Origin of the sequence: Brumicola pallidula DSM 14239 = ACAM 615 (assembly GCF_000428905.1) — a bacterium.
In the GTDB taxonomy this organism is placed as follows: domain Bacteria; phylum Pseudomonadota; class Gammaproteobacteria; order Enterobacterales; family Alteromonadaceae; genus Glaciecola; species Glaciecola pallidula.
The window spans coordinates 1-13,959 of sequence record NZ_AUAV01000005.1 but is presented as its reverse complement, the minus strand read 5'-3'; the positions used below and the strand labels follow the sequence as shown (position 1 = coordinate 13,959).

13 protein-coding genes and 1 pseudogene are annotated in these 13,959 nt (G+C 40.4%); 4 read left to right on the top strand and 10 right to left on the bottom strand.

What is annotated here, in order from left to right; all coding sequences use genetic code 11:
• Window positions 1-16 precede the first annotated feature (16 nt).
• The 5 genes from G399_RS0100065 to G399_RS0100045 form a co-directional block, all read right to left on the bottom strand.
• Window positions 17-1,630, bottom strand: coding sequence for a carboxylesterase/lipase family protein (locus tag G399_RS0100065; protein ID WP_006012846.1), 1,614 nt, complete (start codon window positions 1,628-1,630; stop codon window positions 17-19).
• A 28-nt stretch (window positions 1,631-1,658) separates the two neighbouring features.
• Window positions 1,659-2,648 (bottom strand): NADPH:quinone reductase, encoded by a 990-nt coding sequence (locus G399_RS0100060; RefSeq protein ID WP_006012848.1) that lies wholly within the window; start codon window positions 2,646-2,648, stop codon window positions 1,659-1,661.
• A gap of 91 nt (window positions 2,649-2,739) precedes the next feature.
• Window positions 2,740-3,537 (bottom strand): SDR family oxidoreductase, encoded by a 798-nt coding sequence (locus G399_RS0100055; protein ID WP_006012850.1) that lies wholly within the window; start codon window positions 3,535-3,537, stop codon window positions 2,740-2,742.
• A 102-nt stretch (window positions 3,538-3,639) separates the two neighbouring features.
• Complete coding sequence (locus G399_RS0100050) at window positions 3,640-6,075, bottom strand: TonB-dependent receptor (RefSeq protein WP_006012851.1); 2,436 nt, start codon at window positions 6,073-6,075, stop codon at window positions 3,640-3,642.
• A gap of 414 nt (window positions 6,076-6,489) precedes the next feature.
• Window positions 6,490-8,493: a tetratricopeptide repeat-containing sulfotransferase family protein gene (locus G399_RS0100045; RefSeq protein WP_006012852.1), complete on the bottom strand. Its 2,004-nt coding sequence runs from the start codon at window positions 8,491-8,493 to the stop codon at window positions 6,490-6,492.
• A gap of 123 nt (window positions 8,494-8,616) precedes the next feature.
• On the opposite strand from G399_RS0100045, the gene gcvA reads away from it, so the two are divergent.
• The 3 genes from gcvA to G399_RS0100030 all read left to right on the top strand — a co-directional run bounded on the left by gcvA (window position 8,617) and on the right by G399_RS0100030 (window position 11,222).
• Window positions 8,617-9,558, top strand: coding sequence for a transcriptional regulator GcvA (gcvA, locus tag G399_RS0100040; protein ID WP_006012853.1), 942 nt, complete (start codon window positions 8,617-8,619; stop codon window positions 9,556-9,558).
• Window positions 9,559-9,862: 304 nt separating this feature from the next.
• Entirely contained in the window at window positions 9,863-10,780 is a 918-nt protein-coding gene (locus G399_RS0100035) for a beta-keto acid cleavage family enzyme (RefSeq protein WP_006012854.1), read from the top strand.
• A 19-nt stretch (window positions 10,781-10,799) separates the two neighbouring features.
• Entirely contained in the window at window positions 10,800-11,222 is a 423-nt protein-coding gene (locus G399_RS0100030; protein WP_006012855.1) for an acyl-CoA thioesterase, read from the top strand.
• A 90-nt stretch (window positions 11,223-11,312) separates the two neighbouring features.
• Here G399_RS0100030 and G399_RS0100025 read toward each other — a convergent pair whose 3' ends face one another.
• Together G399_RS0100025 and G399_RS0100020 are read right to left on the bottom strand one after the other, a co-directional pair.
• A complete protein-coding gene (locus G399_RS0100025) occupies window positions 11,313-11,858 on the bottom strand; it encodes a glycine-rich domain-containing protein (RefSeq protein ID WP_006012857.1) in 546 nt (181 codons plus the stop codon).
• 91 nt (window positions 11,859-11,949) lie between these two features.
• Entirely contained in the window at window positions 11,950-12,144 is a 195-nt protein-coding gene (locus G399_RS0100020) for a hypothetical protein (RefSeq protein ID WP_006012859.1), read from the bottom strand.
• Between the two features lie 290 nt (window positions 12,145-12,434).
• Between G399_RS0100020 and G399_RS21860 the strand changes: the two genes are divergently transcribed.
• Window positions 12,435-12,578 (top strand): hypothetical protein, encoded by a 144-nt coding sequence (locus G399_RS21860; RefSeq protein WP_006012861.1) that lies wholly within the window; start codon window positions 12,435-12,437, stop codon window positions 12,576-12,578.
• A gap of 106 nt (window positions 12,579-12,684) precedes the next feature.
• Here the strand turns inward: G399_RS21860 and G399_RS21425 are convergent.
• The 3 genes and pseudogenes from G399_RS21425 to G399_RS0100005 form a co-directional block, all read right to left on the bottom strand.
• Window positions 12,685-12,882: pseudogene (locus tag G399_RS21425) on the bottom strand (ABC transporter substrate-binding protein); the annotation flags it as partial.
• Window positions 12,883-13,054: 172 nt separating this feature from the next.
• Complete coding sequence (locus tag G399_RS22880; RefSeq protein WP_244877382.1) at window positions 13,055-13,192, bottom strand: acyloxyacyl hydrolase; 138 nt, start codon at window positions 13,190-13,192, stop codon at window positions 13,055-13,057.
• A 288-nt stretch (window positions 13,193-13,480) separates the two neighbouring features.
• Window positions 13,481-13,959, bottom strand: a 479-nt coding sequence (locus G399_RS0100005) for a sensor histidine kinase (protein WP_026843311.1), incomplete at its 5' end; no start/stop codon positions are given.

Sequence of the window (13,959 nt, the reverse complement as noted above, 5' to 3'; positions counted from 1 at the left end):
TAATGCTCCTCTATTATTATAGTTTTTTTGAGTTTTGTTTTAAGAAGGGCAATATTTTCTGACATATTGAGAAATCAGGTGCAGCAATAACAGATATTTGCTCCGATAAAGCTAACACTTTTGGATCATTTTCATCAAATTGAGGCCAGATAGGCAGATCAGTCGATTTTTCATCATTAGGATCTCCATTCTTAGCAAAATTAGTCCAATACCTTATCATCGCCGTGGTTAGTATTGCGTCGTATTCGTTGGTTGTTAGCCAATCATCATGAGTATTAAATACATAGGGAATTTCTGCGCCATGATAGGCCTGCAGTTTTTCTCCACCGGTGCCTGTTCGAACCCGTTTAAAGCGATAAATATAAGCACGTTTAGCTGATTTAGCTATTTGCTGCGCATAGGCATAGCCCGGGCAAACCATGTCCATTAAGGTCGACGCTTGATCATGTCCCCGCGCAATACTTGGCTCTTGTTGTGCTCGTTTTTTTAATATGCCTTGAATTTCCTTGGGGTAGGAATTTATCATTTGTGCGAGTTTTTCAGGGGAATTATCTAAATACATTAACCATTCATCTTGATTGCTACCGATAAGCAGATCAACTTTTAACTTTTGCTTAAAAAGCAAATTCAACGCCTCATCAGGGAGCACATGTCCATCCACAGCGGCACCATAATAATATTCAGAGAAATCTTGTTTTGCTTTATTAAAAAGGACTTTCGCGGAGGTATTTTTTAGCGTCGACAGTGAGCTGTCCGTCATATCCAGAGAAGTTGCTAAGTCATGACCGAATGTTTGCTGGCTTTTTAAATCGGCATTATTCCACAACTGGAATCCACCGCTTTGACTGATTGCACGCTGAAATAGTCCGTCAGCGAGCGGTGATAAAATTAAATTACCAATATTAGCGGCACCAGCTGATTCGCCAAAGAGCGTTATATTTGAACTGTCACCACCAAATTGCGCTATGTTCTTATTGATCCAATTCAGTGCTTCGATTTGGTCTAACAAGCCAAAATTTGCAGGCGCTGTGCTTTGTGTTAATTCAGGGTGTGAGAAAAAACCAAACACACCTAAACGATAGGCGATACTAACAACTATAACTTGTCCCTGTTGCGCAAGTTGAGCGCCGATATAATTTGCTTCGTATGACCAGCCAGCCTTATTACTGCCACCATGGATCCAAACCATCACTGGTAATTTCTTATCTTGATGCAACGATGGCGTCCAAACATTTAAGTACAGGCAATCTTCACTAAAGTTTGGATCGGTGAATATATCAGGGGAGGCACCAAAAGCTTTACCCACTTTTTGATACCATTGAGTATTGTAGTTGTCTTGAAAGCAAGCGTCGGCAAAATCAGTTGCCAACTGTTTTCCTGGCCTTGGTTGGTGTTTTTCTGGTGCTTGCCAACGACGCTGATTTACTGGCGACGCAGCATATGGAATGCCCTTAAAAGCGGCTACCTTTCTGGTTGGGTCAGCATACTGACCAATTAATATTTCATTGCCCGCGGTTACTTCAAGCGATATGGTCTCACTTGCATGGCATGCAATAGTAAAGGGTAGAGACATAAATAGGCCCCAACGAAGAAAACAAATAAATCTTTTAGAGAGTAGCGATGTATTCATGATGAGTTGGGTCCTTTAAAACTATAATTTACGCTTCTATATTAACGACAACACTTCCGCGTAATCCACTTTCCTCTATTAACTCATGACTTTTGGCCATTTGTTGAAAAGGAAGTACGTGAGTCACTCTGTGTTTCAAGTGTCCCGCAGATAATGCCTTATAAATATCATCGATAGCCTGTTGTTTAGCTGACTCTGGCATTGCATACACTATGGTCATGCGTATAGTTAGATCCATAAACATCATTTGGAGAAAAGGTAATTTTGGTTCTTTGATTTGGGTATTTCCGTAAGTGGCGATGACACCACCAGTACGAATACACTTAAGTACTTCGGGTAAGTTAAAGCCAAACTCAACATCAATAACGCGATCAACTTTTTCACCATCATTAACTTCTTGGACTTTATCACCCCAGTTAACGTCACGATGGTTAACCACTAAATCAGCTCCAACTGCAATACAACTTGCTTCATCTATTGGGTTACTTGCCGTTGTAATGACTTTAGCTCCAGCAAGTTTAGCCCACTGAATAGCATAGTAACCAACACGACCAGCGCCGCCGGTGACCAACACTGTTTGGCCTTTAACAGAGCCATCGGATGAAACAACCCGATGGGCCGTCATTGCGGGAATACCTAAACAAGCGCCTATCTCAAACGATGTATTGCTCGGTAACGTCGCTGCTCGAGAAGCATCAATTGCGACGTATTCAGCTGCCGTTCCTAAAAGGCGAGCATACTGCGCCTGATAAACCCAAACTCGTTCGCCTATTCTACTTTCAGGAACCCCTCTGCCCACCGCTTCGATAATACCTGCGCCATCACTATGTGGAATGACATGGCCGTTATCTAATAGATTAGGAAAAGCGCCTATGCGCTTTTTAACATCTGAGGGATTAATCCCAGTGGTTTTTAATTTTACTAATACCTCACCATCACCAGCAACAGGCTTTGGTTGTTCACCTATAATTATTGTATCTGCGGGTGTACCGAATTTTTCAAACCAAGCTGCTTTCATTATTTTTTCCAATTTTTAATTTCATTGAATCGCGTTACGCTGGGCTGTATTTAATTAATGATTATCTATTAACTACAGCTGCGCCTATTATTTAAAATTTGCTAGATAAATTTTCGGTATGACCGTCAATTCCAATAGCCTGTCCTGAGAGACTAGCTCCTAGGTCAGAGCTTAAAAATATAACCATATTAGCAATATCATCCGGACTGACAAAAAGCCGCAGTGAACTTTGCTCTGCATATATCTCTCTCACCACATCTGGCGTAACTCCACGTTTTTCGGCATCAAGACGAATAACATTGTCAATCCTATCTCCTTTGACACTGCCTGGGCATAAAGCATTGACTCGAATATTATGTGGGCCTAACTCCATCGCCCATGTTTTTGTTAAACCAATAAGTGCCCATTTAGATGCAGCATAAGGCGAACGCATTGGAAAACCAAAAAAACCAGCATTAGAAGAGATATTAATAATACTGCCCGATCCATTTGCTTTCAATAAGGGCACTGCGAACTTGGTGCAATGAAATTGTCCGTTCAAATCAACATTAATGGTGCGCGCCCAATCGTCGGGGTCTATATCTTCAACAAGCGCTGTAGGGCCAGCGATCCCCGCATTATTTACTAACACGTCCAGATGTTGATAGTGAACCATTAAATCAGCAAACATTTGCTTAACTTGATCAACATTTGCAACATCAGCTACCGAGGCTGTGGCGCTAGGATTTGCTTCAAGAAAGTCAGCGATGACTTTTTTATCAATGTCGCATACATGTACTTTACAACCATATCCCAGAAACTTTTCGGCTATTTTACGGCCAATGCCGTTGGCTCCAGCTGTCACAAGCACGACATGCTCTGGGCCCAATCCGTTATTAACAACAGTCATTAGAATGTCCTCATATTACAAAGATGAATATTTAAAAATTAGAAGAGAGAGGTGCGTGCCGTGCTGGATTTAGTAAACCAGCGAAGACACGCGAGAAGATATTTATTCAAATAACATGTGATACCTAATCCCGAGATTTCTAGGGCGATTAACTGTTACAGTGCTATCCCAACTTGCGCTGCCTCGGGACAACTCAGCACGTTCATCGGTCAAGTTATCAACGTACAAGTTGACTCCCCAGTTGCCCATATTTATTCCCGCGGATAAATTAACAATACTATAGCTGTTATTAATATCACGTAGGTCTAGGTTTAAATCACTGGTTTTATACTTGTAGATATCACTGTATGTCTCGCCGACATAGGAATAAACGACTTGCGCAAAGCTTCTATAATCACCGATCGCAAAGTTATAACGACTGGTCAGATTCCCTTTAAAATCAGGCACGTTGGGAAGTTCAGTACCGTCAGGTGATAAATTACTGCCAACTAATAAATCAGCGGACAACTCAGCTTGATTAAAATTAAATGCGGCTGATACAGTCCAGTCTGGTGTTAGTAGGTAGGTGAGATCAGATTCAATACCCACAATTGTTGATTCACTGGCGTTGATTGTTAAACCAACAGGAGAGCCATACGATGAATCAAAGCGGGTGAACTGCATATCATCCCATTGCATATGGTAAACAGCGCCGTTCCAACGAAGATTATTCTCCAACCACATGGTTTTCCAGCCTAGCTCTGTATTTGTCACAATATCAGGTTTGTAGATACGGGGCACCAAAGCCGTTTCGTCTCGGTTTATGCCACCGGGGCGATAACCTTCTGACCACGTAAGATAGACCATTTTTTTATCATCAAGTTTATAGCTTAGATTGAATTTAAAAATACTATCACTGTCATCATCTTTGCTATCAACGTTAATGATAGGAGAGCCAGGAGCAATCAGTCCGTAACCAGACACGCCCGCTAATGTACTTTCATTTTTAAACCACCGAGCACCGAATGTTGTGGTGAGTTGGTCGGTAAATGAATAGCTCACTTCACCAAACACTGCCGACTGCTTATCTGCCCGTTTTTGATCGGTTAAATACCATAGGTTGGCTTCACCAAACTGTCTAAAGTCGGCTCCTTGGGCCATGCCGTTCATTTCCCACTCTTGGCGGTAATCATGACTGGCATCTTCATAATATAAACCAACAATGTACTGCAGTGGGTCATTATCTGTTGATTGCAAACGCAGTTCATGAGTATCGCGTTTATATTTATTATCATCATTGTAAAAAATGGCCATACTTGAACAGTCTGCATCTGCTGTCCCATAATATTCACAGCCATAATATTGGATCCAACTACTAGAAAAGTAGTCTGCATAGTCTGAGTAATCATTAAAGTACTGTACGTCTCGCTCCATAAATGAGCCAGCATACACCAAGCTAGAGGAACCCAAATCACCTTCTATTGTCAGTGCTGCTTGATTAAATTCATCGTCCATTGCATCCGGGAAAAAGCGCTGAACCTCTAAGTCATTAACCTCACCACTGGGATTTTCTGAGTCTTGAAACCATACACCTTCAGTCTCCTGCTTTTGAGTCAGGTAACTTGCTGTTGCTGTCCAGTTATCGTTAAGATTTACTTTTAAGGCGACTCTAGCTCCACTGTTGGTTAATTCATTAAAGTTTTCTTTTACTAAATCATCATTATCTTCTTCGACTGTTGAAAAATTTCCACCATCAGTGAACAATCCATAAGTTCTCGTGCCCGCTATATTATCAATATAGCCGCCATCTTTTTTGGTCCAAGCGACTAAACGAATGGCAGCATTGTCACTTACCGGAAGATTAACAAATCCTTCTAATGAGTGGCTAGCATCGCCACTTTTGGTAGTGCCATAACTAACATCAAAACCACCTTCAAAAAAATCCGTTTGGGGTTTGTTGGTAATGATCCTGATCGTGCCCGACTGGGCGCTAGCCCCAAATAATGTGCTCTGTGGTCCGGCAAGTGCTTCCACTCGTTCTATATCATAAATATGTAGATCAAGATTTCGCCCGATAGCGGTTACCGGTTGTTCATCTAAGTAAATAGCAACCCCTGGTTGAGAGCCTGATGCATTTCCACTGCCACCATCTGATGCTCCGCGCATGTAGACTTGTGACAAACCAGGCCCTGATGATTGATAAGAGAGGCTCGGTAACATCAATGCGTAATCATCGAAGTTTTCGATCCCTAATTCATCTAACTTAGTGGAGCCCAATGCGGTAATACTTAAGGGAGTATCTTGAAGATTTTCAACACGCTTGCGTGATGTAACTATTATTGTCTCCATGCCCTGAGACGACTTTTTACTATCAGTTTCGGCTTGAGACGCATCAACTTCTTGTGCATTGGCGCTAGGCATCACTGCCATGCCACTAACTAGCAACGCTGACAATGCAATGCTTTGAACGTTTTTGTCGTTAACAGAATCGCGTATTGCCGCAATTATGGGGTTTAATCGAGTAGATCTCGTTTTATGTTTTAGATGCTTATCAGTCATTGTGTTTACCTTTTATAATATGTATATCGAACAAGTCACAAAGCCCAATAAAATAGAATTTAGACTCGCAATAACATTTTGAATAGTTAACATGCACTTAACAGATTATTAACAAGGATTTAATGATAGCAATATGGGCCTACTGAAAACAAACGATTATATCTCTCCCATGGTTGAATAAAACTAAACTATATAAAATATTTAGACCTAATATAGAATATAAATACTTATCTTTTAATAAATTTAACCACCTGAATTATAAAGATAAATTTAATTTATTGGGTTTATAATTATAATAAATTATAAATTAACTAGTGCATTTTTTTGAATCATACTTAAGCAGAGAACGTACTTACCCCATCCTTTTAACCTGCCTCTTATTTGCCTAAAGAGAAACATATAGCTTACTATTTATCACAATATCGATGACAATTTGCTCTGTAGTGGGGAAAGGAACTCTTCAAAGGGCTTCCATGCATCGAGCCCTTTTGTATTAATAGGTTGTCTAACCTGTTCAGAGCTAGCCGTGTTGACCGCACGAGAGTTATTATAAAATTCTAAGCAGTTCTGCTCAAAAGGTAAGTCGCAAAAATCTAGAATTTGTTTAACCTGATTTTCAAAATCATTAACGACATCTTCATAAGACACAGTGAGCACTTGCTTAGGAAGTACTTTGTGCCAATGATCCATTAAGTGCAGATAATCTTTATAATAGCGGGCAATATTTTCTAAGTCATAACTAAACGCCTGTCCGGCAGAAAACAATTGTTTAAAGCCACTAAAACAAGCAGACATTGGCTGGCGACGTGCATCGATGATTTTTGCATTAGGTAATATCAGTTTAATCAATCCAATATGAGCAAAATTATTAGGCATTTTATCAATGAAAAAAGGGGCATCGCCCCGATGTATCTGAGTTTTCATTATGTATTCGTTACCCAACTCAAGGCGTTGCTGTGCAGAAAGCTTAGCAATAACCTCTGGATATTTTGAGATCTCATTACGTTTTTTACGGTCACTTAATTTTCGAACCATCGCAATAATATCTGGCAACTCCTTGGTGCCGTCCACCATTGAATGACTTGCTAATATTTGCTCTAGCAACGTAGAACCAGAACGCGGAAGTCCAACTATAAATATTGGATCAGCTTTACTGCAACCCTGCTCACGATTATTTTCAAAAATGGGCAATTGGCACGTTGTAATGGTTCGTTCAATGAGTTCGGTCGTTTCGTCGGCATCATAACGTTCAATGCTCTGTTTGAATTGATTACCTAATTTATAATAATGAAATGATTGTTCAAACTCTTTGTTGTCTTCGAGCGCTTTACCTAATGCAAAACATATATTGATTCGATCCAATGAAGGGAGATTTTTTATCTCCATCTGTTTTTTCATCTGTTGTATTTCAGACTGTCCAAAACCAAAGGTCTTTAGATTGGCCAAACTCCAATAAGCTTCCCCGTAACTCGGCTCGCATGCGATCGCATGCCTATACGAAGCGATAGCCGCATCTTGTTCTCCAATTGTTTTAAGCGCGTGTCCTCTGCTAGTGTAAAGATTTGCTTGTTCAGGCAACGCCATAATTAATCCATCATATAGCGCGATGGCTTCTTCAAATTGCCCTAACCTGACCAAAATAGCAGCTTTGAGTATTTGTTGAGGCGGCACGTTGGGCTGGTGCTTTTCTAAGGTTTCTATTTCTAATAGTGCTTGTTGGCTTTTTTCTTGTTTATTCAACACATGCGCGTAATTTAAACGAGCAAGGTGATAGTCTGGTGCTAAACTTAGACAACGAACAAGCAGCTGTTCAGCATCCTCAAATACGCCCAATTTAATTGCTATTTCAGCCAATAACCTTAACCCACTGACATCATCCGGGGATTGCTTTAGATAGCCGCGGCAATGACGCTCGCTTAATGCTAATTTACCGTCGATAAAAGCTTGTAGAGCTTCTCCTAAAAGCGGGTGCTTGGCTGAGAAACGTAAGTAACTATTATAAGCTTTCTCAGAGGCTTTGCTGTCACCTGTCACCAGCAATAATTCAGATAAAAGTCGCCAACTACGGGTTAACTTAGCATCAACTTTTACCGCACAGTTCAATGCTGCTATCGCCGCTTTTATTTTTTTTAAAGCATGCAGTGTCATGCCAAGCTCTTGGTGAGCTAACGCAAAATCAGGGGTTTGCTCAACCAATACCTGTAAGATTTTTTGAGCTTCACTGAGGCGGCCTAAACCCTTGAGCGCGACGCCAACGATAAAAAGTGCGTTGGGTTCATTAGGAAAAGATTTTAGAATTTCTCTACCCTGTTGTTCTGCAGCCGAAAAAGCGTTGTGTTGTAACATTTCCTGCGCATGCTGCACCGCAACACGAATATCACGGGTGCTATGGCTATTGTGGTCTTCGAATTGAGTCATCAGCTGCCTCTTTTTTAACATTATATTGACATGCCCAATTGGCTCTGACAAACTAATTTTACTTGTTCATGGTAGAAATTAATTCAACCATAATTGGGCTTAGAAGATTGAGAGGGTATTCATTTGCGCAAAAAGATCCCACCTTTAAATTCTTTAAAAAGTTTTGAAGCAGCAGCAAGACATTGTTCTTTTAGAAATGCAGCGGATGAACTTTTTGTATCAGTCTCGGCAATTAGCCATCAAATAAAGCAACTAGAACATGTACTTAATGTTGAATTGTTTATTCGCAAAACACGCTCCGTCGAACTCACCAAAATTGGTAAACAGTATTACCCTATCCTTCGCGATGCCTTTGATAAAATTGCTGAGGGAACCAGCTTAATTTTAAAACCAACACAATCAGATGTATTAACGATTCAATTATATTCAACATTAGCTATTCGCTGGATAATACCAAGGCTGCCCGACTTTCAAAGCAAGTATCCCGATATCAGCGTAAGATTACATACCTCACAGTTCGATGTTGATTTTACTAAAAGTGATGTTGATGCCTGTGTCAAGATCGGTAGTCGTGCTGCCAATGGCTTGCATTACTCATATTTGTTTTCTAGCGATGTATTTCCTGTATGTAGTCCTAATATACTGACTGGAAAAGACCAACTGTCGCGTCCTGAGCAACTAAACGATTTTACTATACTGCAGGTTTATCCTTCGCATAGAGATTGGTACATTTGGCTGGATGAGGTTGGCTGTACTAGTGTTGACCCAGAGTCAGGTCTACAATTTGATAGCTACGATCATTCAATTTCTACTGCTTTACAAGGCATGGGAGTAGCACTTGGTATGCAACCCTATGTCAACAAAGAGCTGTCCGCAGGGCTGTTGATTGAACCCTTTCCTGAAATGCGTGTTAAACATCACAGCGATTGGTATTTTGTTTATCGTCAGGAGAAATTCGAACAGAAAAAAATTCAACTATTCGAAACTTGGTTAATTGAACAGGTAGAGGCCGACCCTGAGCTTAGTATTTCACGGGACAGAGCAATCAGCGAACAAGCCTCTTAATATCGATTGTCGTTAGCAATGTATCCTAATTAATCGTCTGCATGTAAACCACTCTTAACTGAATTACAGTCTTTCTGAGCTTTAATTAGAATATAGTCAGTATCGCTTGAGCGCAAAGCCCATCTGCAAAAGCTATCTGTTTGGCCTATACATTTAATGTCAGTCAGTGCCTAGAAATTGAAATAAGGTCAAAAATTAGTTAGACTACTAATTAAATTTCAATTAGAGGAAATCGCTAGAGTTGTCGACATATTCATTATTTTCCAAATTTCCAACGAATGTATCCAACTTGGCTTAACGTTAAATGAATCGTAATATAATTATTTCTGCTGCAATTTCAGGCTCAGGCCCGACTGAAAACAAAACGCCTCATCTACCCATTACTCCCAAACAGCTAGCTGATGAGGCAATTGCTGTAGCCAAAGCTGGCGCGGCCATTGCGCACATCCACGTGCGTGACCCAAAAACCGGTGCCCCCTCCCGTGACATTCATCTGTACAAAGAAGTTGTGGACAGAATAAGACAAGAGTCGACAGACGTTATCATTAACCTCACAACAGGAATGGGGGGCGACTTGTTTTTAGGGCCTGACAGTAATCCGACAGAGCTTGGTCAACATACTGATTTGGTTGGGCAGGTAAAACGTCAAGAGCATGTAGAGTTACTTTTACCTGAAATATGTTCGCTTGACTGCGGCTCATTTAATTATGATGTGAACAATTATGTATATGTTTCAACCACCGACATGCTTCGCACCGGTGCCGAGCGATTACAAAAGCTGGGTGTAAAACCAGAGCTTGAAGTATTCGATCTAGGGCATATTTGGTTTGCCAAACAGATGATAGCTGAAGACATACTTGACGCACCACCACTTTTCCAGCTGTGTATGGGCGTAAAATGGGGGGCAGAAGGCAATACTGCGAATATGAAAGCCATGGTTGATAATTTGCCTACAGGTGCGAACTGGGCGGCATTTGGCTTGGGCTCAAATGAAATGCCGATGGCGGCGCAAGCCGCTCTGTTAGGAGGCAATATTAGGGTCGGATTAGAAGACAATATTTATCTCGAAAAAGGTGTTTTAGCGACCAACGTACAACTGGTTGAGCGCGCTCGAAAGATTGTTGAATTGATGGGTGCTAGCATTCAGTCACCTGCGCAAGCTAGAGAGAGCCTAGGTCTTAAAAAGCACAATACACTGGTTGAGCTCGCTCGCGCAGTGTAAACAAGGAGATTAACAGCTAATGGCTATAGATTATAAAGGCGTTTGCCATCCTTGGCTCTGTGACTCAATGGGTCACATGACTACCCGACATTATATGGCGATGTTCGATGACGCCAGCTACCACTTTCTAAATCGAGTGTTTGCATGGTCGGGTACAGATAGTCAAAACAATAATATTGGATGGGCTGACGTAAAGCACACCATTGAATATTTATTAGAAGTAAGAAGTGGCCAACTGCTGGATGTCACAGGGGTGCTGACAAGAGTCGGTGGTAAGTCGATTACTGTTTCTTATGAAATGCGTGAAAGCGGAAGTAACAAAGTGGTGGCGACACTCAGCAGTATCTCAGTACTTTTTGACACCGATGCTCGTGCTGCCATCTCCCTCTCTGATGATATGAGGATTAGGGCCAACGATAGTATCAAACAAGCAACTAATTAATATTATGCTGTACCCGTTGCTGCAAACTCGATAGTGAATTCAGTTTCACTGCCGAGCGTACACATAAACTCTTGCCTTTTTTATCTGTATCTACCTCTTACGTATTGCCAAAATTTGCTCACGACTAAACGTATTTGGATATGTGTGATACCAACGTGTAAAAACGTCGCGACCAAGCAACTCGTAAATGGTCTCCAACTGCCTTTTCTTGCGGATAAAGTAATGTTCTTGACTATTGTCAGATTGCGGAACGTTAGCTTTTAATAATGTCGGCATATGATGCAAATACTCGCCAAAAAAAGTGGTACAGAACTTCGTATAGTAGGGTGTATACAATATAAATGTATGCCAAACTTCATCCACGATTAAAATAGGATCATCTATATCCCTATAACCTTCTGATGCGTGGTTATTGCAATACCAGAGCCAAAGAAGACCGTCTTCAAATAGTTGCGATGCTGTTTCTGGACTTATTTCTAATGCAGACATTAATCCATCAATTATATGTTGATTTTTATATGCCAAAATAACGTCTAAAGACGGCTGCATTATGGCGGTTTTATTTTGAACTAAGTCATCAAGATAGACGGCTTTTTCGCCTAATGAGCTTGAGTTGTCAAATTTTAAACATGACATGTTGCAGCCCTACCTTACTTTGTTAGCGCTTTTATTAGCTTTTCATTAGCGCTTTTAATAACGTTAACGGTATCTTCAAAATTACGACAGATTAAAGCTCGTCGAACTCAACCTTGATTGTTATTGTCTTGGGCACCCATTTACCACACCAATCGCAAAGACCACTTTTGCAGCCGCAGGTTTCTACCCACCGTTCACAACCACCACCTGAAACAGCGTTCAATAACGCCGAATCTATTAGTTCATTCTTAGACAAATTATCCAGTAAATCTTTCTTGATGTTCATTTTTATATCCTTATAAATTAACGTTAATTTGCCCTTTTAGGCGAAAAATTGGCTAACGCAACCAGCTTATTAGCCGGCATTGTTTAAGCACTGCATGTTCGCTTAAGGTCAAACTCGGTTGCAATGTAACTCCTGTTACTAATCAAAGATAACAAAGGGGTAAACAGTCAACAATTGTATCTTAGGACGGTTTTGATTAGGTCTCTGTAATCGTTTTAGAAACTAAACATTTAGTTTTATGGATGCACTTAAGCTTAGACCTAATGGATTTTATTTACTGTCTTTAGCCAATGCAGTACAAAAAACAGGCAGATCATTATGGATGGCCTATTAAGTTAGCGGCTGGCTTCTCTGGCAATGTATTCATTCAGATGGCGCATCATGCAACTAGTGTCATGCAAGCGCCTGCGTTACTCGGCTATGGTGTCATCTAAAGTCAATCTTTGGCTTTCATTTAATGTATCTCCTGTGGCTTTCATTTAATGTATCTCCTGTGGCAAACATTTGAGTGAATAATATCTTTTTATGTATAGCGTGCATTTATATGCAACGAGTCTTTATACGTAGCGTGCTTTTATGCAAAAAGTGCCAGCATGTCCTCGTCTGTCCACCATAACTTGCCAATACAACAGCAAAATTAGCCACTAAATACTGCTTAAACTCACTCACAAATTCTGGGGTTTTATCTTTAGGAACGGTTTTAAATTGATTTCCCAACACTTTGAATGCAGCAAACTGATGATCAACAGTGCTGTTTTACTGAGGTTTTTTATTACTTTCGAAAATTTTGTATTCATGATTAAGCGCTCCTTACGAGCTGTAAAATGATTAAATAAAAGAGAAACTAAAATATTGTCTATGAATAGTCTGTAGCAGTAACAATAGCCGACTCCAACGGAGTTAATTAAGACTAAAACTCTCTTGCATACGACGGATTCAGAAAATCTAAACTAGGATTATTATTATTAAGACCATTATTTGAATAATGCATGTGGCGGATCGTCACGGACTTTTCTAGTCGGTCTTCAAACTGATAGTGAGATCCAATATCCTTGCCAGCAAATCTTGTATCAGTGATACCCCTATACCAAATTCAAATTCAAATTCAAATTCAAATTCAAATTTAAGAGGGTATAAGCCGCAAAGAGTGCTTATTTGCTTCGAAAAAACGGGTGATAGCGCAATGGCATCATTGGTTTCATGTTGATTGCCCTGTCCGAACTCTCATAAATTTAAGCTAAGCTCCCAGTACAGATCAAGACTGCAACATGACGTTTTATTCTACCTATACCCGTTTTTTGCCATCACTTTTCTTTGTGCTCAATTCTGTTGTATTTTAGAACTGAATGGTGATCTCAGCACCTTTTAAGCTGATGCTACGTTTAATTGTTAACTTTGCATTGTGCGCTTTACAAATTTCATTAACTATGGCTAGACCGAGACCTGAACCATCGTTATTTGATTGATTATTCCGCCAAAATGCTTGTAAAGCGAGAGTCTGATTTTTTTTATCTATGCCCGGACCATTATCTGAAAAGCTTATCCAGTTATCGCCGACTTCAACACGGATCAATCCATTTACGGCACCATGCTTAATTGCATTTTCAATGATATTTTTACACGCAATCGTCAGTGCACTGTGGTCACCATAAATAACCGAGTCATTATTACCTGTTACTATCAGTTCGAGATCTTTATCTTCACGCAGTACCAGGGGACCTAAAAGCTGGCAGGCATCGGTCACGGGTTTGACGATAAGTATCGGCTTAAGTAAATAGGTATTCGAGTTTTGCGCCCGGGACAAATCAAGAAGTT